The organism is Mucilaginibacter pedocola (assembly GCF_002013915.1).
Lineage (GTDB): Bacteria > Bacteroidota > Bacteroidia > Sphingobacteriales > Sphingobacteriaceae > Mucilaginibacter > Mucilaginibacter pedocola.
In genome coordinates this window covers 290155-314706 of the sequence record NZ_MBTF01000034.1, presented here as the reverse complement: position 1 = coordinate 314706, position 24552 = coordinate 290155, and the positions used below count along the sequence as shown (strand labels likewise).

General features: G+C 45.0%; 27 protein-coding genes. 8 read left to right on the top strand and 19 right to left on the bottom strand.

All coding sequences use genetic code 11. From position 1 onward, the window contains the following. Positions 1-29: 29 nt before the first annotated feature. Genes lpxK through BC343_RS21860 form a run of 3 tightly spaced genes read left to right on the top strand, consistent with a single transcriptional unit; the run spans position 30 to position 4028 of the window. The gene (gene lpxK / locus BC343_RS21870) at positions 30-1130 is read left to right on the top strand and encodes a tetraacyldisaccharide 4'-kinase (protein ID WP_078349910.1); all 1101 of its coding nucleotides are present in this window, start codon (positions 30-32) and stop codon (positions 1128-1130) included. After that, entirely contained in the window at positions 1108-1923 is an 816-nt protein-coding gene (locus BC343_RS21865; RefSeq protein ID WP_078349909.1) for a purine-nucleoside phosphorylase, read from the top strand. The genes lpxK and BC343_RS21865 overlap by 23 nt, the downstream gene beginning before the upstream one ends. Then, positions 1923-4028 carry a putative porin gene (locus tag BC343_RS21860; RefSeq protein WP_078349908.1) on the top strand — a complete coding sequence of 702 codons (2106 nt, stop codon included), beginning with the start codon at positions 1923-1925 and terminating at the stop codon, positions 4026-4028. The genes BC343_RS21865 and BC343_RS21860 overlap by 1 nt, the downstream gene beginning before the upstream one ends. 98 nt (positions 4029-4126) lie before the next feature. Here BC343_RS21860 and BC343_RS21855 read toward each other — a convergent pair whose 3' ends face one another. Further along, a complete protein-coding gene (locus tag BC343_RS21855) occupies positions 4127-4600 on the bottom strand; it encodes a DinB family protein (RefSeq protein ID WP_078349907.1) in 474 nt (157 codons plus the stop codon). 94 nt (positions 4601-4694) lie between these two features. Between BC343_RS21855 and BC343_RS21850 the strand changes: the two genes are divergently transcribed. Further along, complete coding sequence (locus BC343_RS21850; protein ID WP_238381828.1) at positions 4695-6479, top strand: DUF885 domain-containing protein; 1785 nt, start codon at positions 4695-4697, stop codon at positions 6477-6479. Between the two features lie 80 nt (positions 6480-6559). Further along, positions 6560-6736 carry a DUF5808 domain-containing protein gene (locus tag BC343_RS31990; RefSeq protein ID WP_394333385.1) on the top strand — a complete coding sequence of 59 codons (177 nt, stop codon included), beginning with the start codon at positions 6560-6562 and terminating at the stop codon, positions 6734-6736. On the opposite strand, the gene BC343_RS21845 is transcribed toward BC343_RS31990, so the two are convergent. The 10 genes from BC343_RS21845 to BC343_RS21800 all read right to left on the bottom strand — a co-directional run bounded on the left by BC343_RS21845 (position 6737) and on the right by BC343_RS21800 (position 14899). Continuing rightward, positions 6737-7129: a hypothetical protein gene (locus BC343_RS21845; protein WP_078349906.1), complete on the bottom strand. Its 393-nt coding sequence runs from the start codon at positions 7127-7129 to the stop codon at positions 6737-6739. Beyond that, positions 7116-7859: a GNAT family N-acetyltransferase gene (locus BC343_RS21840; protein ID WP_078349905.1), complete on the bottom strand. Its 744-nt coding sequence runs from the start codon at positions 7857-7859 to the stop codon at positions 7116-7118. The genes BC343_RS21845 and BC343_RS21840 overlap by 14 nt, the downstream gene beginning before the upstream one ends. 47 nt (positions 7860-7906) lie before the next feature. After that, on the bottom strand, positions 7907-8203 hold the full coding sequence (locus tag BC343_RS21835; RefSeq protein ID WP_078349904.1) for an FtsB family cell division protein: 297 nt from the start codon (positions 8201-8203) through the stop codon (positions 7907-7909). Between the two features lie 162 nt (positions 8204-8365). Beyond that, positions 8366-9763, bottom strand: a complete 1398-nt coding sequence (locus BC343_RS21830) for a DEAD/DEAH box helicase (RefSeq protein WP_078349903.1) — start codon at positions 9761-9763, stop codon at positions 8366-8368. 253 nt (positions 9764-10016) lie between these two features. Continuing rightward, positions 10017-10553 (bottom strand): signal peptidase II, encoded by a 537-nt coding sequence (gene lspA, locus BC343_RS21825; RefSeq protein ID WP_078349901.1) that lies wholly within the window; start codon positions 10551-10553, stop codon positions 10017-10019. A gap of 96 nt (positions 10554-10649) precedes the next feature. After that, on the bottom strand, positions 10650-11795 hold the full coding sequence (locus BC343_RS21820) for a serine hydrolase domain-containing protein (protein WP_078349900.1): 1146 nt from the start codon (positions 11793-11795) through the stop codon (positions 10650-10652). A gap of 78 nt (positions 11796-11873) precedes the next feature. Then, positions 11874-12242: a type II toxin-antitoxin system HicB family antitoxin gene (locus BC343_RS21815; RefSeq protein WP_078349899.1), complete on the bottom strand. Its 369-nt coding sequence runs from the start codon at positions 12240-12242 to the stop codon at positions 11874-11876. Next, on the bottom strand, positions 12235-12498 hold the full coding sequence (locus tag BC343_RS21810; protein WP_078349898.1) for a type II toxin-antitoxin system HicA family toxin: 264 nt from the start codon (positions 12496-12498) through the stop codon (positions 12235-12237). The genes BC343_RS21815 and BC343_RS21810 overlap by 8 nt, the downstream gene beginning before the upstream one ends. Positions 12499-12763: 265 nt before the next feature. Continuing rightward, entirely contained in the window at positions 12764-14059 is a 1296-nt protein-coding gene (gene eno, locus BC343_RS21805) for a phosphopyruvate hydratase (protein WP_078349897.1), read from the bottom strand. Positions 14060-14164: 105 nt separating this feature from the next. Continuing rightward, positions 14165-14899, bottom strand: a complete 735-nt coding sequence (locus BC343_RS21800) for a DUF2490 domain-containing protein (RefSeq protein ID WP_078349896.1) — start codon at positions 14897-14899, stop codon at positions 14165-14167. Positions 14900-15072: 173 nt separating this feature from the next. Between BC343_RS21800 and BC343_RS21795 the strand changes: the two genes are divergently transcribed. Further along, positions 15073-15720: an energy transducer TonB gene (locus BC343_RS21795; RefSeq protein WP_078349895.1), complete on the top strand. Its 648-nt coding sequence runs from the start codon at positions 15073-15075 to the stop codon at positions 15718-15720. A gap of 21 nt (positions 15721-15741) precedes the next feature. Here the strand turns inward: BC343_RS21795 and BC343_RS21790 are convergent, their stop codons facing one another. From BC343_RS21790 to BC343_RS31665, 6 genes are all read right to left on the bottom strand, one after another. Further along, on the bottom strand, positions 15742-16884 hold the full coding sequence (locus BC343_RS21790; RefSeq protein ID WP_078349894.1) for an ABC transporter permease: 1143 nt from the start codon (positions 16882-16884) through the stop codon (positions 15742-15744). An 88-nt stretch (positions 16885-16972) separates the two neighbouring features. Next, positions 16973-17740 (bottom strand): ABC transporter ATP-binding protein, encoded by a 768-nt coding sequence (locus tag BC343_RS21785; RefSeq protein WP_078349893.1) that lies wholly within the window; start codon positions 17738-17740, stop codon positions 16973-16975. 84 nt (positions 17741-17824) lie between these two features. Next, the gene (locus tag BC343_RS21780; protein ID WP_078349892.1) at positions 17825-18037 is read right to left on the bottom strand and encodes a hypervirulence associated TUDOR domain-containing protein; all 213 of its coding nucleotides are present in this window, start codon (positions 18035-18037) and stop codon (positions 17825-17827) included. A gap of 696 nt (positions 18038-18733) precedes the next feature. Further along, positions 18734-19447 carry a ferredoxin reductase domain-containing protein gene (locus tag BC343_RS21775; RefSeq protein WP_143822304.1) on the bottom strand — a complete coding sequence of 238 codons (714 nt, stop codon included), beginning with the start codon at positions 19445-19447 and terminating at the stop codon, positions 18734-18736. Positions 19448-19526: 79 nt separating this feature from the next. After that, the gene (locus BC343_RS21770) at positions 19527-20378 is read right to left on the bottom strand and encodes a helix-turn-helix domain-containing protein (RefSeq protein WP_078349890.1); all 852 of its coding nucleotides are present in this window, start codon (positions 20376-20378) and stop codon (positions 19527-19529) included. A 373-nt stretch (positions 20379-20751) separates the two neighbouring features. Continuing rightward, a complete protein-coding gene (locus BC343_RS31665) occupies positions 20752-21084 on the bottom strand; it encodes a DUF6686 family protein (protein ID WP_238381827.1) in 333 nt (110 codons plus the stop codon). 324 nt (positions 21085-21408) lie between these two features. On the opposite strand from BC343_RS31665, the gene BC343_RS21760 reads away from it, so the two are divergent. Next, a complete protein-coding gene (locus tag BC343_RS21760) occupies positions 21409-21969 on the top strand; it encodes a hypothetical protein (RefSeq protein ID WP_078349889.1) in 561 nt (186 codons plus the stop codon). 100 nt (positions 21970-22069) lie between these two features. On the opposite strand, the gene carA is transcribed toward BC343_RS21760, so the two are convergent. Together carA and BC343_RS31090 are read right to left on the bottom strand one after the other, a co-directional pair. Then, positions 22070-23170 carry a glutamine-hydrolyzing carbamoyl-phosphate synthase small subunit gene (carA, locus tag BC343_RS21755; protein WP_078349888.1) on the bottom strand — a complete coding sequence of 367 codons (1101 nt, stop codon included), beginning with the start codon at positions 23168-23170 and terminating at the stop codon, positions 22070-22072. Between the two features lie 183 nt (positions 23171-23353). Further along, positions 23354-23524, bottom strand: a complete 171-nt coding sequence (locus BC343_RS31090; RefSeq protein ID WP_156088766.1) for a hypothetical protein — start codon at positions 23522-23524, stop codon at positions 23354-23356. Positions 23525-23674: 150 nt separating this feature from the next. Between BC343_RS31090 and panB the strand changes: the two genes are divergently transcribed. Further along, a complete protein-coding gene (gene panB / locus BC343_RS21750; RefSeq protein WP_078349887.1) occupies positions 23675-24490 on the top strand; it encodes a 3-methyl-2-oxobutanoate hydroxymethyltransferase in 816 nt (271 codons plus the stop codon). The last annotated feature ends 62 nt before the right edge of the window (positions 24491-24552 follow it).

Genomic DNA, 24552 nt, shown 5'->3' with positions numbered 1-24552 from the left:
GCGCTCAATTCCCTATCTTTACAACCTCTATGAAGTACCTGCGCCGGGCATTATTTCCGTTTTCTTTGCTGTATGGCTTGGTGGTGCTGTTGCGCAATTGGTTTTACGATGCAGGGTTGTTTAAAAGCACGGCTTTTGATATGCCTGTAATAGCGGTAGGTAACCTGGAAGTAGGCGGCGCAGGCAAAAGCCCTATGACTGAATACCTGCTGCGTTTACTGAAGAAAGACTACTGCGTGGCAACACTCAGCCGCGGTTATGGCCGCAGTACTAAAGGTTTTTTGTTGGCCACTACAACAACTACCGCCGCCGAAATAGGCGACGAACCCGCACAGTTCAAACACAAATTTCCGGATGTTACCGTGTCCGTGTGTGAGGATAGGGTAGCAGGGGTAGAGAAGCTGCGTTCGTTGCAAAGCCTTTCAGAATACAGGGAATCCGCAACGGAAATATCTACACACGCGGGCGACGTTATTGTTTTGGATGATGCCTACCAGCACCGGGCACTGAGACCTGGGTTAAGCATTTTGCTATTCGACTATAATAAACTTTTCGATGCTCATTTACTGCTCCCGGCAGGTAACCTACGCGAGCCCTTCAGCGGCAAGTGGCGGGCTGATGTTATGGTGGTAACCAAATGCCCGCAGGCACTATCCGAAGAGGAGAAAACTAAATGCTATTACCGCGTAAAACCGAATGGCAACCAACCCCTGTTTTTCAGCACCATAAACTACCTGCCCCTGCACGATATGCAGCAGCGGCCGGTAGGGTATAAAATAGATGCCGAAACAACTGTGTTTTTACTGACGGGTATCGCCAATCCTGTTCCGCTGGTAGAGTATATCACAACGCTGACCGATAGCATTACCCACCATAATTATCCCGACCATCACCAATTTACCTTAAAAAATATCGCTAAACTTGCTGCGGAATTTGCTGCCTGCAAAGCACAAAAAAAAGTGATCATCACAACAGAAAAGGATGCTCAACGTTTAGCCTTACACGGCTTGCTGCCCGAGGTATCAAGGATGTTCATACTGGTGCTGCCCATAGGGGTGGAGTTTTTGGACGGTGAAGGCGAAGTTTTTAATAAAATAGTAATTGATCATGTTAGAAAGTATTCAGAATAGCACAAAATATATCAAATCGCGCATTGGCGATTTCGAACCTGAGGTAGGCATTATTTTAGGCACCGGCCTTGGTGGCTTAGTGAACGAAATTGAGGTGGAAAAACAGCTGATGTACAGCAATATCCCCGATTTTCCTATCTCTACGTTGGAGTTCCACTCGGGTAAATTGATATTTGGTACGCTGGCAGGCAAAAAAGTGGTAGCCATGCAAGGGCGCCTGCACTATTACGAAGGCTACAGCATGCAGCAGATAACTTTGCCGGTTAGGGTGATGAAATTGCTGGGTATTAAAACGCTCTTCGTATCAAACGCCAGCGGTTCGCTTAACCCCGCCTTTAAAAAAGGCGACCTGATGGTGATAGAAGACCATATAAACCTGCAACCCATGAACCCGCTTACCGGCCGCAACGACTCAGATATGGGCCCGCGCTTCCCGGATATGAGCGAACCATACAAACGCGTCCTGATCAATAAAGCCTTAAAAATAGCAGCCGCTAACAACATTAACTGCCACAAAGGCGTTTACGTTGCGGTTACCGGCCCTAACCTGGAAACTAAGGCCGAATACCGTTACCTGCGCATTATTGGCGGCGATGCGGTAGGTATGAGTACCGTGCCCGAGGTTATTGTGGCTAACCACATGGGCTTGCCGGTTTTTGCGATATCGGTATTAACCGACGAAGGTTTCCCCGAAGAATTGAAACCCGTTTCGCTGGAAGAGATATTGGCTACCGCTACCGAGGCCGAGCCTAAATTGACACAGATATTAAAAGAACTTATTGCAGGGCTTTAATGGCAGCAAAGCTGAAGTACATATTATTACTATTGTTGTTTTGCGCGGCCGTGCAAACGGTTTTTGCGCAGGTGCCATCTACTTATCCCGGGCAGCAAACTCGCGAACCGGTTTATAGCCGCGACACCAGTAGCCGTGGCAGAACTGGCCGCCCCGGCGATGCCAATAATATCGATTCGATACGTGCACGGCAGGCGCGTAATAAAGACTCCATAGAGTTTAACTCAAAATTCATCAAGGTAACCAGCGAGCGCTTGCTGAGCGATAGCACACAGCTTTTTCCGCTGGATACCGGTTTGGTTAACTTTGAGAACTACAGCCCGCTAAACCAGCCGCGTAACCCTAAAATCCATTTAGGCTACCTGGGTACTTCGCAGCGCGATTTGCTTTTCAACCCGCGCAAAACCATCGGGTTCGATGAAAGCATGCATGCGCTTGATGCCTATTTAATAAACCCGCAGGATATTAACTATTTTAATGCCCGTGCGCCTTACACCTTGCTATCCTTATATAACACGCTGGGCAGTACGCGCGAGCAATACTTTAAGGCCCTGCATACCCAAAACGTAAAACCAAACTGGAATGTGGGTTTTATGCTCAACTTTAATGGCTCGCGGGGGTACTACAGTTATAACAACATACTACGGCAAAACGTGGCGGGTATGAATGGGGGCTTTTTTACCTGGTACCACTCGGTAAACCACAGGTATAACTTATTGGGCAACATATTGGTGAACAACCTTAAAGCACCCGAGACGGGAGGGCTGTTAGAAGATGATGCCTTCTCCTCTGCAACGTTTGGCAAAAGCACGCTCCCAGTTAAGTTGCCCAGCAGCTACACATCGTGGAAAAACACCGGCATATACGTTAAACAGTTTTACTACATAGGGCATATTGATACCGCCAAAAAGGCTACCGGCAGCACCAGTGTATTACCAACGCAGCGTGTATCGTACACGCTGTACTACAATACCCGCCGCTACGAATACCTGCAGAACGATCAGGATACTTACGGCGTTTTCCCTGATTATTTTTTCAGTGCTGCCCGCTCACGCGATTCGCTGAGTGTGTTCCATTTACAAAACGATTTTTCGTACAGTTTTTACCTGCGCGGTAAATCGGTAAAAATGATCAAAAACGAATTGAAGCTTGACGTAGGGCTGGTTCAGGATTATTATAAGTATAGCCAGTATGTAAGCGATACCGTGCTGAACGAGTTTGGGCGTAAGGTAATGAAGCAAGTGAGGATGCAAAACGAGAACTTCCAGAACATTACCTTAAAGGCGCGCCTTGGCTACCGCTTTAGCGACCGTATAAACCTTGATGGCGACATTAGGCAAATTGTACAGGGTCGCAACTTTGGCGATTTGCTTTATGATGTAAAACTTACCCTTGCAGGCGGACAAAAGGCGGGCAGGATAGTGTTAGGGGCGTACCAACAAAGTAGTTCGCCGGGGCTGATGTATACCGATTGGATCAGTAACCACTATATTTTTCATCCCGGTTTCAATAAGCAGAAAATTACCAACCTATCGTTCAACTACGTGAATGATGTGTTGAAACTCGACCTGAAGGCCGAGTATTTCCTGATAAACGATTATCTGTACTTTTCGGCAAGCAATGGCGGTATAGATGCTGCGCCCATGCAATTTGGCAGCGCTATTAATATGCTGAAGCTAAGCGTGGGCAAAAACCTTACCTGGCGCAAATTCCATTTTGATAACTATGTAGTTTATCAAAAGTCAGACAACCTGGCCCTGCTGCGTACCCCCGAAGTTTATACATACAGCAGCCTTTATCATGGCTCAACGCTGTTCGACGTACTGAAATCGCAATACGGTATAAGCGTTAGGTATAACACGGCTTACACAGCACCCTCATACGCCGTTGGCCTCGGGCAATTTTACAACGGAGCCAATGTAACGTTCACTTCGTACCCTGTAGCCAGCGTGTTTTTTAAAGCAACGCTACAGCGTACCAATATCTTCCTCCAGTACGATTACGCCAACCAGGGCCTGTTCAGCAAAGGTTTTTATACCGTGAACCGCTACCCGCAACTGGATGCAGTATTAAAATTAGGCGTGGCCTGGACGTTTTATAATTAATAGGAGCCAAGCCCCCCAGCCCCCTGAAGGGGGAGCTTTTGAAAAATAAACACTTAAAATTCTATTCCCCCTTTAAGGGGTTAGGGGGCGACGCTACACTACTTCCATATCCCCAGCAACCTCCGCAATAATATGATCTCGGCGGTGTGGTAGGCGTTATGGTCGGCAATTTGTAAAGCTTCGCGGAGGATGTTTTGGCCCGTGCCGTGGGGGATAGGTTTGTAGATATCTTCGCTTTTTAAAAGCTCCAGAAAAGCGGCGCGGTCGGCAAATATTTGTTCAATGGTTCTTTCCCATGCCTCATCGTCTTTTGGTTCGCTTTCTTTTGGCCAGTAATCATCGGGCCAGTTTGGCGATTCGTGGCTGCCATCTTTGCTAAACTCCAGCATATCCCATTGCGCAATGCGTATATGTTCGGCCAATTGCCATATGCTATAGGGCAAGTTATGCGGCTTTACGCCGCGGTGTTCGGCAGGTATATCTTTCAGGGCGTCTTCTAGCGTAGCGTGCGCGCCGCCGCCTTCTATGAGTTTTATCAGTTCGGTTATCAGTATTTTATGCTGCTCGTCCATGGTTATTGGTTTCTATTCTAACAAAGTGGCTACATAATTGATTTATGTCAGCCAAAATTTCTAAGTTTATCAACCAAAGCAAACCCTTACCAAGTTGATCAGGAAACTACTTTTACTTTCGCTATATGTGGCCGCGTTTACCGCTTGTAAAAAAGATGGCTCGTCGGTTCAGCAACTTTCTGCGCGCGACGATGCCGCTTTTACGCAGTACGAAGAACACTTTTTAGATGATTTTTGGAAAGAGAACCCCGAGTGGGCCACTACGGTGGGTTATCATAAATACGACAGCATACTGGTAATACCCAGCGACGATAACCGTAAAAAGGCCATCAAATTTGCCAAAGTGCAAATGGATTCGCTCAGCCGTTTTGAGGTGGGCTCGCTATCCGATGCCAACAAGATAGACCACCGCATGATGCAAAACCAAATGGAATCGATGCAATGGCACCTGGAGCAATTACGCGAACACCAGTGGAACCCGGCATCGTACAATGTGATAAGCAGTTTCGCGGTTATCCTGAACGAAAATTATGCCCCGCTGGAGAAACGCTTGAAAAGCTTTTACCAGCGCATGTCGTTCATTCCGGCTTATTACAAAGAAGCTCAAAAACAGCTTAAAAATCCGGTAGTTGAACTAACCGACCTGGCCATTGACCAGCATACCGGCGGGCTTAGCGTTATTGAAAAAGACTTTACCGACTCGTTGAAGAAAACCAAAATACCAGAAGCGGAGCAACGCCAAATGGCCGACCGTGCGCGTATATCGGTTGATGCTATAAAGGGCTATGTGGCCTTTTTAAAAGCCCTGAAGAACGATAAACCTCGCAGCTTTAGGCTGGGTAAAGAGTTTTACGAAAACAAGTTTAAATACGAGATACAGGCTGAGGCTACTGCACAGCAGATATACAACGCCGCCATGGAGCGCAAAAAGTACCTGCACCGCGAGATGGCCAAGATCAGTAAAACACTTTGGCCAAAATACTTTGGCAGTAAAGAAATGCCGGCAGATTCGCTTGACCTGATAGGGCAGATGATAGATACGCTATCGGCTAAACATGTTGCGCCATCGGAGTTCCAGGCGGCCATTGAGGCAGAGATACCAAAGCTAACCGCTTTCATAAAAAATAAAGAATTAATAACACTTGACCCTACCAAGCCGCTGGTGATACGTAAAGAACCAGGTTATATGGCTGGTGTTGCAGGGGCATCGGTTACCTCGCCGGGTCCATACGATAAAACAGGGAATACCTATTACAATGTGGGCAGCCTTGCGGGCTGGTCGCCCGAGCGTGCGGAAAGCTACCTGCGCGAGTACAATAACTACATCTTAGAGATACTGTGCATACACGAGGCCATTCCGGGGCATTATACGCAATTGGTTTATTCTAATAAAGCGCCAAGCATGGTAAAATCGGTTTTTGGCAGCGGGGCCATGGTAGAGGGCTGGGCCGTTTTTAGCGAACAGTTTATGCTGGATGCGGGTTTTGGCGATAACGCTCCCGAAATGCGATTGATGTGGTATAAGTGGCATCTGCGTTCGGTATGCAACGCCATATTGGATTATAGCGTGCACGCCAATAACATGAGTAAAGAGCAGGCTATAAAAATGCTTACGCGCGAAGCCTTCCAACAACAAGCCGAGGCCGATAATAAATGGAAACGAGTAACCGTAAGCAGTGTGCAGCTAACCAGCTACTTTACCGGCTACAAAGAAATAAACGACCTGATGCTTGCCTGGAAAAAGAAGGAAGGCGATAAATTCAGGATAAAAGCCTTCAACGAAAAGTTCTTGGGCTATGGCAGCGCACCGGTAAAACTCATTAAAGAGGCCATGTTTGCCGTGCCTAAAATAGATACTCAGCAAGGAAATGGGGGATAGGCAGATGTGCAGATGTGCAGATGTGCAGATGTGTTAAATTGACTTGTAAAGTTACGTAACGATGAACGAGTTATACAGGAATGATGCAAGACACTGGAAGGGGGGTATCGTATATGACAATCGCTACGATTCGAAGGTTGTTATGCCCCAAACGCTTCGGTTTAGGTTGGACGTTCAACTTCGTTCATAAAGTATCATGGTTGTTTTTGCTATTTGTTGCTGGGATAGCAATAACGGTTCGTATGCTGGCTAAGTAACTATAAAGACACTTTCAACTCATTTTTTTTAACATCTTCGGTAATTTTGCCGAGACTAGAATAAAGTGCGGTTAAGTCTTTGTGTTGTCCATTCTCAGCAAAAAGCTTTTTCAAAAGCTTATCAACTATAGTCAATGCATTTATTTGGGCAAGTTTTTCCGAATCGCCTTGAATAGTGGAAGTTATATTAGTGAAATAACTGGCGGCTAAAAAATTGAAATATTGCTCTTCTGTTACCTCGTATGCTGTAAGCGCTTCCTGTAACGATAGAACCTTGCGTTGAACAACGTCTGCCACTGTCATGCATTGGCGTTCAAGCTCGTATTGTTCATCGCTAAACAATTCGTCAGCTATATAGCCTTCTTCTTTACCGGTCGATCTATCGCGTAACATAATCCCTAAATTTAGATAATTCTTTGATGTCTGTCAAATCCAATTCCCCATGCCATTTACTGTTTAGCAAAACAGGCTTCATAAACTTTAGCCTTGCCCATTCCTCAATAGCAAATGCACTGTTTTTAGCGTTGCTATTGTAGTGGCCGTCGTAGAGCCGTTGTATGATACTATATTCTAACGGACTTAGCATTTGGCGTGCTTTTGCAAGGATAATATCTACTTCTGCCTTATCAATTGCCTTAAAACCAGCTCGCGCCCAAGCATAGCCACCGGTTGAAAGCGCCGCTAACAACTTTATCTTTTTAACGCCTGCGGCTTCATATTGTTGCAAAAAAGCAGCTAATACCGCTTTGCCAATATTCTGCTTCTGATAGATCGTAGGCAATGTTAACACGTCATGTTTAACTATTAACCCGTCTTCTATACTTTCAAATGTTCGATGTAAATACAGCTCGTCATCAAAAGTTAAAGGATTGGTATTACAGTATTCGAAACATAATTTTGGAGGAGGGCCGGCATCTACAGTGATGGTTTTTTGAACATCTCCGACTGTTAACTCACCTAAAATACTGTCTATAAGTTCTGCGAGATGATGCAGGTTTAAAGCTCTGAAGTGTTGTTGCAGCACATTTTCAGAGTCAATTGGGGAATCGTTAATGATATTATAACCTAATGCTTTAACCAACTTAAGTTGTTGCGGCCTATCAGGTTGGTTGTTAGCGGGCATTTATTCGAATTGGTAGTTTTTTTAGGAAATTCGAACCATAGAATATATCAGTCCGCTTTCTGATGCTCTATCACGAAAACATCCTCGTTATCCTTTTTCATGAGGTATTTTTCGCGGGCAAATTTTTCGAGTTTGGCTTTATCGGAAGTAAGTTCGTCCAGGTCCTTATTTACTTTTTCGGTTTCGGCTTTGTAAAAATCGCGCTCCTGCTCAAGTTTGCTTAACTGCTGGTGGTATTGAAACTGCGAGTAAAAATCGTTTTTGTCGAAAAAAGCCATCCAAACAAAGAATACCACCGTTACCAGGAAAAATTTATTCTTCAGGAGGCTTATCAAACGTTTCATTATTGCTTGCTAAAATTAATTATAAAGCTATTTAATTTATTGCGATGTTGCAAAATAGGGATTATCAACTTGTTAACAATTAGTAAGTGGAGAATAGTTGATTAGGTGAGTGGTTTTTGCGGGCTTTTAACCATTCACTTAATCAACCCAATCAACCATTCACTATCTTCTACCGCCACTTCGTCTACTTGGGCCACCACTCATGCCGCTGTTGCCGCCTGCTTTGCCCGAACCTCCGCGGTTGCCACCATTTGGCCTGCCGCCGCCGTTGCGGTTACCGCCATTGTTAGCCGGCGCGTTTCCACCTCCGTTACCGCCGCGCGAACGGCCACCGCGTGATGACCCGCCTCTGCCGCCCTGAGACTTCGCCGCAGGCGCATTTTTGGCTTTGCTTTGCATTTTTTCGGCTATCATTTGCGGACTAAGCGGATAGGGGTGCCCTTGCTCAACAGGAATTTCCTTGGCTATCAGTTTATGAATATCCTTCAGGTAATCTATCTCCTCCTCGCCATCGCAAAAAGTAAAGGCTATACCGTTGGCACCAGCTCGGCCTGTGCGGCCAATACGGTGCACATAAGTTTCGGGTATGTTGGGTATCTCGTAGTTAATAACGTGGGTAAGCTCGTCAATATCAATACCGCGGGCCGCAATATCCGTAGCTATAAGTACGCGCGTTGTGCGATTTTTGAAGTTGGTAAGTGCACGCTGCCTTGCGTTTTGCGATTTATTGCCGTGTATGGCCTCGGCAGTAATGCCCGCCTTGGTCAGGTCTTTAACCACTTTATCTGCACCGTGCTTGGTGCGGGTAAATACCAGTGCTGTTTTAATGGTTTTATCCTTCAGGATGTGATTGAGCAATAATTTTTTATCGTTCTTCTCTACAAAATAAACCGATTGCTGTATGGTATCTGCGGTAGACGATACAGGTGCAACCTCTACCTTGGCAGGGTTTTGCAGTATCGAATCGGCAAGGCTCTGTATCTCGGCAGGCATAGTAGCGCTGAAGAACAAGGTTTGCCTGTTTTGCGGCACTTTGGCTATGATCTTTTTAACATCGTTCACAAAGCCCATATCCAGCATGCGGTCAGCCTCATCCAATATTAGCATTTTAACGTGCTCTAAATGAATAAAGCGCTGGTTCATCAAATCCAGTAAGCGGCCCGGCGTTGCTATCAAAATATCAACGCCACGTTTAAGTGCGTCGGTTTGCGGGTTTTGCGATACCCCACCAAATATTACCAGGTTTTTTAAGCCGGTATTTTTACCATAGGCAGTAAAGCTATCACCAATTTGGATGGCCAGCTCGCGCGTAGGGGTAAGCACCAAAGCTTTGATGGATTTTTGCTCTTTATGTTTCTGCCTGTCGTTGAATAAAAGTTGCAGAGTAGGTATAGCAAAGGCAGCTGTTTTGCCGGTACCGGTTTGGGCGCAGCCCAGCAAGTCGCGCTGTTGCAGCACGTAGGGTATGGCTTGCGCCTGTATAGGGGTGGGGGCGGTATAGCCCTCGGTTTGCAGAGCCTTCAAAATGGGCTCAATTAATTTAAGGTCTTGAAATAACATGTAGTTAATATATTGTATGATGTGTTAACGCCGGGCGTTAAACGTATCTGAAGAGTTGTGTATTGATCAAATCCGTAACTGAACGGGGTAAATGTTTGCGCAAAGATACGCTTTTTAATATCAAGTACGGGTAGATGTGCAGATGTGCAAATTTCAGATGTGCAGATTTGATTTGGTAATGACCGTGGTGTTGCTGATATGGAGCAATTAGCTGTTAATTAGCGTTGCAGCTTTTTTATGAGGTCGAAGTGTCTTATTCGTCGGCTGTATTTATTGGCGTTGCGGCTTGCAAGCGCTTTTCTGCCCGCTGCTTCACTAAAGCATCAAGCAATATCAGCCCAATACCTACCATAATAGATACATCGGCTACGTTGAAGATGCCGGTTTGGAAGATACCGAAACGGATGTGCATAAAATCGGTAACGGAGCCGTGGGCTATACGATCGTATATGTTACCGATGCCGCCACCTATGATGCAGATAAGGCCTGCTAAAATAAGCCTGCTGAAATTCTTTTGTGTAAGCATAAATATGGTCCCCGCCAATAATGACAGAACAGGCAGCAGCGTAAGCAGGATAAAGCGATATGGGTTGGGCAGGTTATCGCCAACGCTTAAAAAGGCGCCGGTATTCTCTATTTTGATGAGCGTGAAATGGTTTTGGATGAAGCTGATGGGCTCGTCGTAACTCATTTTTTTGCGTACGATAGATTTTGAAACCTGGTCGCAACCAATGTTTAGGGCGAGTATAAACAAAATAATAACGGCCCGGTATAACGCTTTCCAATTCATCGGCACGAAATTAAAAAGAGATTTTGAGAATTGCTAATTATGTTGTTGTCGAGGCGTTTATTGATTGCGTATGGAATGGGGGCACCGCCGCTCCCTCTATTTCCCCGGGTGCGTTATTTTGGGCAATACCAACGGCTTGCCGAACAGTACATCCGTATAAGCCTCGTAAACTCCGCTTACTTCGTTTTGGTTGGTAATGTTGCGGAGGATAATAATGGTTTTATCACGATCGATATACCGGCCAATGTGGGTGTCGTATCCTGCCCATGCGCCGTTATGCCCGGTTTCTCTGCCCGTTTCTGGGTTATCCGGGCGCAGGCCCCAGCCGAAGCCATAACCACTTATTCCGCCATTCGCAAATTTAACCGGCTCGAAGGCTTCGGCCAATGTAGCGGCTTTCACCAGTTTGGTAGTGTAAAGCGCGCGGTCCCATTTCAGCAGGTCGATAATGGTGGAATTTACTGTGCCATCGCCTGTAATGCCATCGAGGTATTTCACATACTGATAATCGGGCATGTCATCGGGGAGGGTAGGTTTCTTTGTTTTTTCGTCAATGATATATCCGTAGGCATAATTAGGTATCACTTCTTTTTTGGAACGGCGGGTGTTGTAAACGCGGGTGCGTGTCATTTGCAGGGGCATAAAGATGTTCTGCTTCAAAAACTCCGCATAAGTTTGCCCGGATACCTTTTCTATCACCGAAGCAAGCAGTGCATAGCCGGTATTAGAATACTCGAATGTTTCACCCGGTTTGAAAGATACCGCAGGGTGATATTTGCTTAGCAAGGCTATCACATCTTTATTATGCGCCGTTTTGCTTTTATCCCAGTGCTTCTCGAATAGATCCATATAATCGGGCACACCGGAGGTATGGTTCAGCAATGGGCGGATGGTTAAATTACCATAAGGAAAACCTTTGAAGAACTTGCCCAGCGTATCAGCATAGCTCAGTTTGCCCCGCTCCATCAAAATCATAATACCCATAGCCGTAAACTGCTTGGATAAGGATGCCAGCTCGAACATCGAGTTCTCGCTCAGCCGCGCCTTTGTTTTAAAGTTGGCATAGCCGATACACTTTTTGTACACCACTTTGCCCTTCTCGGCAAAGAGCACATTGCCGTTGAAGTCTTCGTTGACTTTCAGATAGTTGAACAGGCTATCGAAACGCTGGGTGCGCGTTTGGGCGTGGGAGAAGCCGGTAATTAAAAGCAGAATTAGGATAAAAGAAGTGTGGATCTTCATGGTGTAATATAGTTCCACAATATACCACAAAAAAGCCCCGGCAAAACCGGGGCTTTAGTAATTCTACAACAGATTCTGTTAGTTGTTATCTAAAACCAGACTCATCTGGTCTTTCCTATCAAGTGTGAAAGCGAGTGCTTTTTTAACAAACTCGTTCAACGTTATATTATGAGCCGCTGCAAAGATAGCTGCGTTCTTATGCAGAGATGAAGGAACTCTAACGTTGAAAGTACCTTTGTACGCTTTCTCAGGTTCTTTGCCAATTTCGGCACAAGTTTCCAAATAGTCTTCAACGGCTTCTTCAAATGCAGCTTTAAGTTCTTTGACAGATTCGCCTTCGAAGGTAATCAAGTCACTTACGCCCAAAATTTTTCCATGAAAAACCTCATCTTCAGCGCTGAACTGTACTGAGGCATAGTAGTTTTTATATTGTAAGATGTCACTCATCTTTTATATATCCTTTGGCTTTTAAATGTTCTACTACCTCACGAAGCGCGTAACCTTTGACAATATTGCCTGGGTGAGGCTTGTGAAGCGTTATGACGTTTTTCTTTTCATCGACAAAACGACGTCGTGAGCCGCCTGTTTTTCCGCCAGTTAATTCTTTGTAGCCATAATAGGCTAGTACTTTACATAATTCTTCCCACGTAAAATCCTTGGGGATGGCCAATAATCTGCTTAATAGTTTTTCTTGTCGAGACATGTTTGTCTTGAATTAAGTTGCAAATGAGATTTTTAATGTGTTCCATCATACTTCCTATTCTAACAATTTAACAGTTTAACATTTTACCTACGGAACTTTACAAATTACCTTTGAATTTGTAAGACAAAGATAAATTGCAAACTTTTAATTTGCAACTAAAAATTAGTTGCAAATTAAAAAACATTTTTACACAAAAAAGCCCCGGCAAAACCGGGGCTTTAATAATTCGTGAAATTCGACTTAATTCGAAAAGATTCGTGTCAAATTACTTTTTCAAAAATTTGAAGTTCTTGCCGATAAAGCGGGCCGATTCGCCCAGTTCTTCTTCTATACGCAATAATTGGTTGTATTTTGCGATCCTGTCGCTACGTGAGGCCGAACCGGTTTTGATTTGGCCGCAGTTTAATGCAACAGCTAAGTCGGCAATGGTAACATCCTCAGTTTCGCCCGAGCGGTGGCTCATTACCGAAGTGTAACCGTTGGTTTGTGCTAACGAAACCGCGTTGATAGTTTCGGTTAAGCTACCAATTTGGTTAACTTTTACCAGTATAGAGTTAGCAGTATCATTATCGATACCTTGTTGTAAGCGTTTTACGTTGGTTACAAACAGGTCATCACCTACTAATTGTACGCGGTCGCCAATTTTTTCGGTCAATAATTTCCAACCTTCCCAGTCATCCTCTGCCATACCATCTTCAATAGATACTACAGGGTATTTGGTAGCTAATTCAGCAAGGTAATCTGCCTGCTCAGCGCTGGTGCGGATAGCACCTTTTTCGCCTTCGAATTTAGTGTAATCGTATTTACCGTCTTTGTAGAACTCAGAAGCAGCGCAATCGAACGCGATGTAGATATCTTCGCCCGGTTTGTAACCTGCTTTTTCAATAGCTTTCAGGATGGTTTCAACGCCGTCTTCGGTACCTTCAAAAGTTGGTGCAAAACCACCTTCATCACCTACTGCAGTAGATAAACCGCGATCGTGTAATATTTTTTTCAGGTTGTGGAATACTTCGGTACCCCAACGCAATGCTTCAGAGAAAGAAGAAGCGCCGATAGGCATGATCATGAACTCCTGGAAAGCGATAGGCGCATCAGAGTGCGAACCACCGTTAACGATGTTCATCATCGGGATAGGCAAAGTGTTAGCGTTTACACCGCCAATGTAGCGGTATAAAGGCTGGCGGCTTTCTTGTGCAGCTGCTTTAGCAACAGCTAACGATACACCAAGGATGGCATTAGCGCCCAGGTTGCCTTTATTTTCAGAACCATCAAGATCGATCATGATCTTGTCGATAAGGTTTTGCTCAAATACATCAACGCCTTTCAGTTCAGCGGCAATTTTTTCGTTTACGTTGGCAACGGCTTTCAAAACACCTTTACCCATGTAAACACCTTTATCGTTATCGCGAAGCTCAACAGCTTCATGCATACCGGTTGAAGCACCAGAAGGTACTGCGGCACGGCCCAGTGCACCATTTTCGGTTAAAACGTCTACCTCTATTGTAGGGTTACCGCGCGAATCAAGTATCTGGCGCGCATGAACGTCAATAATTAAGCTCATAGTTTATTGTTGTCTGATTTTTGGAATTTACTATACCTGTTTGGTCGGCTAAGTTAAGCGCAAATACAGCAAATAGCAACGTTAATTTTGAATTTGTAATGATTATTAATCGGTTGTAGTAGGTAAATGCTCTCTTTGCTGGCTGTTTTTGCGGTTTATACGATACATTAACATTAGCATAATATTATTTTTACCGCTACTGGTGCTTGCCGTAAAGTTAGTTTGGTTCAACCAGCCCACTTGTGCTATCCATTTCTTATCGAACTGGTACCCTAATGCAGTAGAAAAACGATTTCGCTCGAAATTTGGGGCTTTATTATTAACAAATATCTCATCGAACACCGAAATGAACCATGTTTTGGGTATGATTTTTTTGTTATTGAGCGGAATAAACATGTTTAAGCGGTAACGGAAGCGGTTTCGGTAGGCATCGTTCACAATACGTTGCTCGGCACGGTAGCGGTGCTCAAATTTTAAGCGGCTAAGGTATTGGCTAATGGTCATCTGTTCCCAAAAACGGGTTTCGTTCACTGTAGCGCCGGCGCCTACGTCGCGGTAATCAAAGGTGTGGTAAGTACCGGTACCTACCAAAGCCACAAAGTTTTGGTCGATATTATAACTTACACCGCCCTTGGCCTCGTAGTACTGAAACTGGCTGAAGGGGCCGTTAGTACGGGTTTGAAACTCGGTATAGCCTCCCCAGTGGTGTACACTATCGCCGGGCATTACTATGGTAACTATGCCCCAGGTACCCAGTTTGCTATCCTGTGCGTTAACTTTTAATGAAGATAATGTTAATATTAATGTGAGAGTTGCTATTGCAGCAAGGGGCTTAAACATGGTTTGTTAAATTATTGCAGCAAATATATTACCACAATATTACCATGATGTTAAGTTTTAAAAGCTTAATGTTAAGTTAATGTTAATTCGCAAAGCGTTGTTGTTGTTAATATTAAAGCCTTTGCAGCGCTGTTGAACATGGACTAATAATTTTATTATGTTACCTTAGTTGTATGAAATTAGCTTTCCTAACCTTATCCTTTTTGTTAATCTCTTGTAGTTTATTTGCGCAGGAGGTGCCCAATATTCCCGAAAATCCTGAAGTTAAAAAAGACAGCGCGACGCTCGCACTCGAAGCCACAAATTCGCAGGTGTTTGTAGAACAGCAGGCAAGTTTTGGAACTTATGACAATGCCTTTGTTGAATTTGTAGCCGGTAAAACAACCACACCCGAATTAGTGAACTTGTTTGGCTTTAAAGGCCGTATAGTTATAAGTTTTACCGTGCAAAAAGATGGCAGGCTGAAAAATATACAAGCCCTAAGTGAAAGCGGTACCGGGTTCGAGAAAAATATTTTAGCTACTGTAGCCGCTGCACCGTTTTGGAAACCGGCGATCCAAAATGGGCGCCCTGTTGAGCAAACTTTTACAATGCCATTCAGGTTTGATATTTCCCGCGCCGATATCTCTATGAAAGAACTTAAGAAATCGTCCTATAAGTTCAATTTTCAAATTGGCGACAAAGTATACAGTATCAACGAGGCCGAACCTATATTAGGAAGTACATTTAGCTCAGCTCGTATAGATTATATTAAATCATTTTTAGAGCAGCCGGAGGAGAACAGGAAAAGCAAAAAATGCCTGATAAAGATAAAAGACTAATACTTTTATCGCTACTATATTCTACTCCCACTTGAACGTTTTCACAGCCACGGCGTAAACAATTATACCCCATATCATCAGTATAAAAAGCTGATGCGTAATATCGCCAAGCCCGGCGCCTTCAAAAGCTACTTTACGCATCGCATTATTAAGGTGGGTTAGCGGTAGTGCATTACTTATGTACTGCAGCCATTTTGGGAATGCCGTTACCGAGAAAAAGGTACCCGATAACAGGAACTGCGGCAGCGTGATTATGTTAGATAGCGGCGGCACCGTGCTTTCGTTTTTGGCTATGCCCGATACCGTAAAACCAAAGCCCATAAAAATAATAAGGCCTATTGCCGATAGGATGAGCATATTGATAACCGTAAATACCCCGTGCACCAGCGTAAAGCCAAAGCCGAAGTGACCCACTAATAATATAAAAAGCGCCCCCAGTAACGAGAAGGTTATCCTGGCCAGCGCCTCACCCAGTATAATACTGTAACGTTTAACCGGCGTAGCAAAAAAACGTTTGATAACCAGCGTAAGCCTTAGGCTGATAAACACGAATGCCGTACCAAACACCCCGCTGCTGAGTAGCGAAAAACCCAGCTGCCCGGGTAAAATAAAATCGATGTATTTATACTCACGGCCGGCTATGGTGGTTTCCTTCACGGCAGCCAGTACGGGGGCTTGTTCGGCTTTAATGCCTTTCCTGAAAACGTCGTTTATGTCATCAAGTATATTGGTAAGCACCGATTTCAATATAGCTCCTTTTGCAGATGCTTTGGTGTATTGTACATTAACGGTGTATGGCACTCGGTTCGGCAGGGCAGAAAGTGGGGGTTGCATTACCCAGCCGTTGCCATTTTTTTGAATATTCAAAATTGCATCCATAGAGCCCTTTGAAAGTTCGGCATTCATCTCTGCTTCTGTTTCGTCGGTCACCAGGTTTAGCATGCTTACCTTTTTTAGTGCCTTATAAACCGGGCCAACCGTATCGCATCCTTTGGCTATGCCTACATCCACTGTTACGCTCTTTTCGCCAATATTGGCAAACACAATAATAAATATCAGCGGGAAAGCTAAACTAAAAACAACCGCCGAGGGACTGCGGAGTATTGACCGGAAACTGGCCTTGGCTATGGCCAGCGTAGCACTGGTGTTGCTGTAATGGTTCATTTGTTTATTGGTTCAATAGTTCATTAGTAGGGGATTGTTTGTTGGCCGTTTGGTTGCTAACCGTAAACCGCCCACTGCAAGCTGCTAACTATCCTTCCCGCCATTCTTTTCCGGTTAGGTGTATAAAAACATCTTCCAGGTTGGCGCCTTTGGTTTTCTTTTCGCGTTCAAAACCACTTGCAACTAAGGTGTCAATAAAATGGTCAGGGGTGTCAATGTCGCCTACAATATGGCCGCCGTCAACAAAGGCCACGCGGTCGCACAGTACTTCGGCTTCGTCCATATAGTGCGTGGTTATCACTACCGTAGTGCCATTGTCACGAATCTCACGTATCAGGTCCCAAAGGTTGCGGCGGGCCTGCGGATCAAGGCCGGTGGTTGGTTCGTCTAAAAAAATAATTTTAGGGTCGTTTATCAGCGTAGTGGCAATAGAGAAACGCTGTTTTTGCCCGCCAGAGAGTTCCTTGTATTTCGATTTGGCCTTATCGGTAAGCGCTACTTTTTCCAGCATTTCCATGGGGCTTTTGTCAATACCGTAAAGCCCGCAAAAAAGTACGATGAGTTCAGACAGGTTGAGGTTTGGGTAATATCCCGCTGCCTGTAGTTGCACACCAATTATCTTTTTAATATTATCGGCATGGGTTTCTACTGAGTATCCGCCTACAATAACATCGCCTGATGTTTTGTCGCGCAGGGTTTCTATGATTTCCAGCGTGGTGGTTTTGCCTGCGCCGTTGGGGCCGAGCAGGCCGAATATTTCGCCCTCAAATACCTCAAAACTAATGCCTTTTACTGCGGCAAAGTCGCCATAGTTTTTGGTGAGATTGTTAACCGTGATAATTGGTTGTTGTGCCATTGGGTAAATATAGCAATGCAATAATTTATTTGCATACAACCTTTGCGTTTAAGGATTAGAATTTAATTAGAGTTTTAAATTGAACTACTTGCCGCCCTTCTTCAATTCGCTTTCAGATTTTAGCACTTTGCCGCCATCTTCCTGCTTTATTTCGTACGCAGGCTCATCGGCACTTGCCTTGCGCTTAACCTTACTGCCTTTGATGGTTTTGGTAACGGTTGAGGTGTGTTTCTTTTCTATTTTGCCTTCGGCTTCGTTGGCTCCCCATTGCCAGTGTACAGTATCTCCCTTTTTCATTGATAGCTATTTTAACTATTGGGAGCAATATGCCTGCCAGTTTGCAGCGACGGTGGGGGGGTGTTGGTTGATAAGGCCCGGCGAGGGAGAAATTCTGCCGGATGTTTCGGCTTACGGGCCAATGCATCCGGATATATGATGGAGGTATTTGTTAGCAGGCCAGGCAGCCTACGCTGATGATAACCACGGCTACTACAAGTGCCATGATGGAGTAAAGCGAAGGGATGGTAAGTTGAGTTGTCATGATGATGTTTTGTGTTGTTTTACAATACAAAGGTGCATCAGCACGCAAAAAAGGGGTAACGTTATTAGGTGAAGTGAGGCAAAACGTCGGTGAATGGATTTTTAGCGGCAACCAACAGGGGGGCGGGTATCGGTGAATGGCGCGGTTGTCGGTGAGTGGAGGTTTTTGAATCGGTGAGCGGATATTTTACCACGGAATTCACAGTTAGAAAAGCAGAGAGCTTATATTGAGTTAACGCTAATTTTTACGAATTGTATCGAATTTCACTAATTATTTTGAGAGCATTGATAGCCATTGTGATTTGAAAAATTCAAATTAATTCGTGGAATTCGTGTTAACTCAAAAACGCCAGGCTGCTCGGAAAACTCTTTGCGGCTTGGCGTCTTTGCGTGATAAATTTCTTTTTTGTGCCTCTTTATGTAAAACTTTGTGAGCTCTGTGGTTATTTGAACTTACCCCCAAAATCCCTGTGTTTTAATTTGCGATGAAGGGTAGCCCAATTGCTTCAACAGTTTGCGTACTTCGTTCACCATAATGTTATTGCCCGCAAGGTAAAATACGGTATGTGCAATATCGTAGTGTTGTTGTATTACCCACTGTATCATGCTGTGGTGGCCGTAAACATCGCTACGCTCTATCGGTTGCAGGGGCGACCAAAAATACTCCTCAAACTGCTTGCGATGCTCGGGGTTGCCGATAAGAACCGCTCCTGAAAAACGGGCGCGCGGCAATACCATTTGCTGCAGGGCAAGCATGTGGCCCATGCTGCTTTCATCGCCCAGGGCAATAATGGCCGATGTGCCTTCGGGCGATTGGCGGGTGGTGCCTACTTTTAAGTAGTTTACCGCGTCGTCTTTCTTCAGCGAGGTTGCCCAATGGCTGCCGGGGCCTTTGTGCGCTGCATCCACATATATGGTGCAGGTTTTGGTTTCGGCATCCCAGCCGCTGGGGGTATAATCGCGGTAAGTAAATTCATCTACCTTAAATTTTATATAAGGTATTTCCTGCCAGTTTTGTACGTCGGCATAGGGGAGGTGCAGGTCTATCTCCACCATGGTGGCTGGCTCCCAGTGGCGCACCTCCAACACGCGGCCGCTTTGCAGCATCCTGTTTTCGAGCAGGCGGGCGGCACGGGCCTTTAATTTATGTAGGGTTGATGTTTGCATAAGGTATGATATTTTTAATACCACGAAGTTATGCCGGGGGCGCTGTCAAAGCAATGGCTGCTTTGGGGTAATGATTGGACTATTTACGGTAGTGCCTGCGAAATTCCAATGGCGTGCTGCCTGCCACACGCTTAAATAACCGCGAGAAATAGGTATGGTCGTCATACCCCAAGTTGTGCGCAATCTGCTTGGTGTTCAATTCGCTGTAGTAGAGTAAACGCTTGGCTTCCAGTACTACTTCCTGCATTATCCAGTAACTTACAGATAGCCCGGTAGTTTTTTTGAGCGCCTCGTTAAGGTACGATTCGGATACATTAAGTTTGATGGCGTAACCTGATGGGCTTTTCAGGGTGCGCATATTTTCGGTAAGCAGCTTTTTAAACTGCTGCGAAAGCTGGGCAGGGCGCAGTAGCTGCCTGCTGCCGTGTATAGCGTTGCAATAGCATGTGGCTACCATCCCCAGAAACGATTGCAGCAGCGAGTGTATCACCGGCAGGTAAAAGGCATCATCCTCGTTACTATTGTATTTATTCTCCAGCAGGGTAAGCACATTATGGCACTCCTCCAGTTGCTGCGGGTTTAGCTGATAGAGTTGTTGTAGCCGCAGTTGCCCTTCAAAAACCATGCGGTAATCGGGAGGTATTAAAGGGGCGTCTACCGCCACAAACCAGCCATCGCCCATGTTGTAGCGCGTAGGTTGGTGCACCTGGCCCGGGAGGAGGTAGTACAAAGAGCTTTCGGCAAAGTGTACCTCGTTAAAATCAACCATCAGTGAAGCACTACCATTCCTCAGTATGAAGAACAGGTAATGATCATCGCGGTGAACGCCAAGCGTTTCCACTTCTTTGGGCTGCGATCCCGGCGTAAAATGCTTTATCTCCAGGCCAATATTGCACCTGTCCTGCATTCGATGTACCGGGATGTCCTTCATAATTAAATGCTATTTGAATGAACACGAATTACACTAATTGATTCGAATTTCACAAATTTGGGATGGTGTGGTGGTGAATTTTACCACAGAGGGCACGGAGGTTGCACAGAGAAGCACAGAGCTTTGCAAAATGTCTAATGAGTTTATAAAAAGGGAGCTTTGATCTTAATAAGGCGATTCTGCTTAGAATCTTGGTGCGCTTTAAAAATTTGTGAAATTCGCCTTATTCGTGAAATTCGTGTTCACTCAAATAACTTCCATGCAAAGGCAGCAAATCAGCTTTGTTTCGCTCCATGAATTGTTTGCTTCATTGTGCCTTTGCGCGGAAGAGAATATTTTAAGATGCAATATCTTGCGCCTCTACATTTGAGGTTTACCTTATTCGTGGGCTGTCCATCAGCGAGTACACCTCCTGCATGTAGGCGGCTTCGTCCATAGCTGCATGAAAATCGTCCCACTCATCAGTTGTAAAAGTAAACTGAATATCATTTGTTGGCGTGCGCATCACCATACGTTCCTGCCCGTCGGGGAAGGGGAATGAGTGCCCGGTGAAATCCAGGTCATTGGCAAAATCCTTAAACTGCATAAACTGCTCGGGCGAAAAACTGAGGATAAGGTTGTGGTTCCAGATGAAAACACAACGGCATTCCGAGCAGCGGCTGATCACCGTTAGGCCTCGTTGGCTAAGAACTTTTGCGTCGCACATAGGTAGATAGTTAAAAAATTTGTGCCTGCTCTACCGGCAAAGTATCGCACCAATCAATACTTGCCATAGAACAGGGCTTAAGATTTTTATCGCCGTGTTTATCGGCTCAACGTTGACAAAGTAAAACCTTATTTAGAATAAATCCAAATAAAAATAATGAAATATTTTTATGCATGTAGAGACGCGATACTTCGCGTATGATATAAGTGTTGTAGAAATGGGATTCATGGATTTGATAAATCCAGCGATGCGAGGTGCCGCGTCTCTACGATGTTGAGAAATGATTCAAAATCAATATATTCGCCTAAACCACATAATCACATTATGAAAAACTTTGTAGTAATTGCTGCCCTGGCTATGGCTATAGCCGCCTGCCAAACTCCCGAAAAGAAAGTTGATACAGCCGCCTCAACGACAACATACACGGTGCCCGATGATAGCGCCATTACAAAAGCTGTGCATGATGCTTACGCTGTCATCAGTTTTAAAAAGGGCGAAAAACCAAGGTTTGATGAGGTGGGCAATTACTTTATACCCGAGGCGCAAATGATAAATTTCCGTACGGGGACGCTCGAAATCTTTACGTTGCCAAAGTTTAAAGAACTATATAGCAGTTTTATAACTACCAACCATATCGAGATGTTTTACGAGGAGGAAGCCTATGGCAAGACGGAACAGTTCGGTAAAATAGCCCATCGTATAAGTACTTACAATACCTATTTAAATACTCGCGATAGTATTGCCGAGCGTGGCGTGAACAGCTTTCAACTCATAAAAACACCTAAAGGCTGGAAGGTAAGCTGTATTATTTGGGATGTAGAAAGCAAGGCGCTGCCAATACCGGCGTATTATTTGCCCCCTAACCCCCTGAAGGGGGAACAATAACCCATAAAAAAGCCTCTCAAGTTTATCATTTGAGAGGCGTTTATCTATGGAATCAATTCTAATCGGTGGAATCGTCCCTAATCGGTGTAATCACCAAAAACTATTTCATCAAATTAATAAAGTCATCAAACAGGTACCTGCTATCGTGCGGGCCGGGAGATGATTCGGGGTGGTATTGTACCGAGAATGCTTTTTTATCTTTCACGCGGATGCCTTCTATCGATTGGTCGTTAAGGTTTACGTGAGTGATCTCTACTTTGTCAGAAGCGCGCACAGCCTCAGGCACTACACCAAAACCATGGTTTTGTGAGGTAACCTCGCAATGGTTGATAATAACGTTCTTCACCGGGTGGTTCAGTCCGCGGTGGCCGTTGTGCATTTTTTTGGTTGGGATATCATTAGCCAAAGCCAATAACTGGTGGCCAAGGCAAATACCGAACAAAGGTTTATCGGCACCTAAAATTTCTTTAACGGTTGCAATAGCGTAGGGCATGGCCGATGGATCGCCGGGACCGTTAGAGATGAAGTAACCCGATGGCGCAAAATCCTTCTCCATTTCGGCAAAGGTGGTTTTGGCGGGGTAAACTTTTGCATAAACATCGCGGTCGTCAAAGTTACGCAGGATGTTTTTCTTTACACCCAGGTCAAGCACAGCCACACGGTAGGTAGCATCTTCGCTGCCGAAAGTGTAAGTTTCTTTGGTAGATACCTGCGATGATAACTCCAGACCATCCATATCAGGTGCTTCGGCCAATTTGGCTTTCAGCTCATCAAGGTCAAGTATTTCTGAGGAGATGATGGCGTTCATGGCGCCTTTGTCGCGTATGTGGCGCACCAACTGACGGGTATCTACATCAGATATACCCACTATATTTTGGTGCTGAAAGTAATCCTGTATCGATTCATCTGCCTGTTTGCGGCTGTAGGCAATGTTATAGTTTTTGCAAACCAGGCCTGCTATCTGTATCTGGCCCGATTCTACTTCCTCGTTGCTGATGCCGTAGTTGCCAATGTGCGCATTGGTAGCAACCATAATTTGCCCGAAGTACGATGGGTCGGTAAAAATTTCCTGGTAGCCGGTCATGCCGGTGTTAAAGCAGATCTCGCCGGTGGTGGTACCTATTTTTCCGGCGGCTTTACCGTAAAATACGGTGCCATCGGCTAACAACAATACAGCAGGCAGCTTGGTGTAGTGGTTCATTTTGCAAAAAAATTGAAAGGGTGATTTGTTCGGATTTTCTGGCTCGAAGCTCCGGAAGAAATGTACGGAAGAATGAAGTAAAACACCTCTTTATTCACGCCGCAAAAGTAGGTATTAAATTTTAATTTGCGAATACCTACACCTTAATTTTTTTAACGCTATCAATATTTACAACCTGCGGTGTTATTCCCCTTTCTTCCCCCAAAAAAATGTGGTTTTAAGGCAATGCGTGCACCAATAGGGGCGTATAGGCAAAAAAGGAAGGAATTTCCTGAGGTAAAAATTACGCGGCTTGCGGTCGGTATAGTTCATGGGTTTACCGCAATAATAGCAAGGGTATATTTTATCGTTCATTAATATATAATAGTATGAGCATTAAAAATTGGGCTGCACTAAAATATAAAATATTATGCAACCCGTGCAAAGCCCTGTAATTTTTCCACCTGAAAAATGCGAAAGGAGTTTTCTAACTTTGCGGCTTATAAAACTCCAACCACAAAAAATATGTCGGTAAATAAGGAAGTAAAACGCATTACGGTGCACACCTTGCAGGAAATGAAAAACCGCGGCGAGAAGATAGCTATGCTAACCGCATACGATTATTCGATGGCGGCAATCGTAGATGCGGCGGGCACCGATGTGATATTGGTAGGCGATTCGGCCTCTAACGTAATGGCTGGCCACGAAACTACGCTACCCATCACGCTCGATCAAATGATATACCACGCCTCATCAGTAGTGCGTGCTGCAAAACGCGCACTGGTGGTGGTGGATCTGCCTTTTGGTTCTTACCAGGGGAACTCTAAAGAGGCACTTAGTTCGGCTATCCGTATTATGAAAGAAGCCGGCGCACATGCAGTGAAGCTGGAAGGCGGCGTTGAGATCGCTGAGTCTATCACCCGTATACTCACCGCAGGCATCCCGGTTATGGGCCATTTGGGGCTTACGCCGCAATCGATATATAAATTTGGCACCTACACCGTTAGGGCAAAAGAGGAAGCTGAGGCTGCGAAGCTACAAGAAGACGCTTTAAAACTACAGGAACTGGGTTGCTTTGGTGTAGTGCTGGAAAAGATACCCTCTAAACTGGCCAGAGAAGTAACCGATAGTATCAATATTCCAACCATCGGCATTGGTGCCGGAAAACATTGCAGCGGCCAGGTATTGGTAATACACGATATGCTGGGATTGAACAAAGGCTTTAAGCCACGCTTCTTGCGCCAGTACGCCAACCTTTTTGATGTGATGGATGGCGCAATCAAAAACTACGTAAGCGATGTGAGGGCGAATAGCTTCCCGAATGAGAAAGAGGAATATTAAGCCCCTAGCCTCCGCTAACCAGCGGAGGAGTTTTTGAATTGAAAATATAATACTTCGGACTT

Coding starts and splice junctions, on each gene's coding strand:
- eno (WP_078349897.1), bottom strand. CDS start 14,059: ATGAGCTTAATTATTGACGTTCATGCGCGCCAGATACTTGATTCGCGC.
- BC343_RS21860 (WP_078349908.1), top strand. CDS start 1,923: ATGGCAGCAAAGCTGAAGTACATATTATTACTATTGTTGTTTTGCGCG.
- BC343_RS31090 (WP_156088766.1), bottom strand. CDS start 23,524: ATGAACGATAAAATATACCCTTGCTATTATTGCGGTAAACCCATGAAC.
- BC343_RS21820 (WP_078349900.1), bottom strand. CDS start 11,795: ATGAAGATCCACACTTCTTTTATCCTAATTCTGCTTTTAATTACCGGC.
- BC343_RS31665 (WP_238381827.1), bottom strand. CDS start 21,084: ATGTGCGACGCAAAAGTTCTTAGCCAACGAGGCCTAACGGTGATCAGC.
- BC343_RS21845 (WP_078349906.1), bottom strand. CDS start 7,129: ATGTTACGCGATAGATCGACCGGTAAAGAAGAAGGCTATATAGCTGAC.
- BC343_RS31990 (WP_394333385.1), top strand. CDS start 6,560: ATGATGCAAGACACTGGAAGGGGGGTATCGTATATGACAATCGCTACG.
- BC343_RS21770 (WP_078349890.1), bottom strand. CDS start 20,378: ATGAAGGACATCCCGGTACATCGAATGCAGGACAGGTGCAATATTGGC.
- BC343_RS21830 (WP_078349903.1), bottom strand. CDS start 9,763: ATGTTATTTCAAGACCTTAAATTAATTGAGCCCATTTTGAAGGCTCTG.
- carA (WP_078349888.1), bottom strand. CDS start 23,170: ATGAACCACTACACCAAGCTGCCTGCTGTATTGTTGTTAGCCGATGGC.
- BC343_RS21775 (WP_143822304.1), bottom strand. CDS start 19,447: ATGCAAACATCAACCCTACATAAATTAAAGGCCCGTGCCGCCCGCCTG.
- lpxK (WP_078349910.1), top strand. CDS start 30: ATGAAGTACCTGCGCCGGGCATTATTTCCGTTTTCTTTGCTGTATGGC.
- BC343_RS21815 (WP_078349899.1), bottom strand. CDS start 12,242: ATGAGTGACATCTTACAATATAAAAACTACTATGCCTCAGTACAGTTC.
- BC343_RS21790 (WP_078349894.1), bottom strand. CDS start 16,884: ATGAACCATTACAGCAACACCAGTGCTACGCTGGCCATAGCCAAGGCC.
- BC343_RS21855 (WP_078349907.1), bottom strand. CDS start 4,600: ATGGACGAGCAGCATAAAATACTGATAACCGAACTGATAAAACTCATA.
- BC343_RS21795 (WP_078349895.1), top strand. CDS start 15,073: ATGAAATTAGCTTTCCTAACCTTATCCTTTTTGTTAATCTCTTGTAGT.
- BC343_RS21865 (WP_078349909.1), top strand. CDS start 1,108: ATGTTAGAAAGTATTCAGAATAGCACAAAATATATCAAATCGCGCATT.
- BC343_RS21800 (WP_078349896.1), bottom strand. CDS start 14,899: ATGTTTAAGCCCCTTGCTGCAATAGCAACTCTCACATTAATATTAACA.
- BC343_RS21785 (WP_078349893.1), bottom strand. CDS start 17,740: ATGGCACAACAACCAATTATCACGGTTAACAATCTCACCAAAAACTAT.
- BC343_RS21760 (WP_078349889.1), top strand. CDS start 21,409: ATGAAAAACTTTGTAGTAATTGCTGCCCTGGCTATGGCTATAGCCGCC.
- panB (WP_078349887.1), top strand. CDS start 23,675: ATGTCGGTAAATAAGGAAGTAAAACGCATTACGGTGCACACCTTGCAG.
- BC343_RS21835 (WP_078349904.1), bottom strand. CDS start 8,203: ATGAAACGTTTGATAAGCCTCCTGAAGAATAAATTTTTCCTGGTAACG.
- BC343_RS21780 (WP_078349892.1), bottom strand. CDS start 18,037: ATGAAAAAGGGAGATACTGTACACTGGCAATGGGGAGCCAACGAAGCC.
- lspA (WP_078349901.1), bottom strand. CDS start 10,553: ATGAATTGGAAAGCGTTATACCGGGCCGTTATTATTTTGTTTATACTC.
- BC343_RS21840 (WP_078349905.1), bottom strand. CDS start 7,859: ATGCCCGCTAACAACCAACCTGATAGGCCGCAACAACTTAAGTTGGTT.
- BC343_RS21810 (WP_078349898.1), bottom strand. CDS start 12,498: ATGTCTCGACAAGAAAAACTATTAAGCAGATTATTGGCCATCCCCAAG.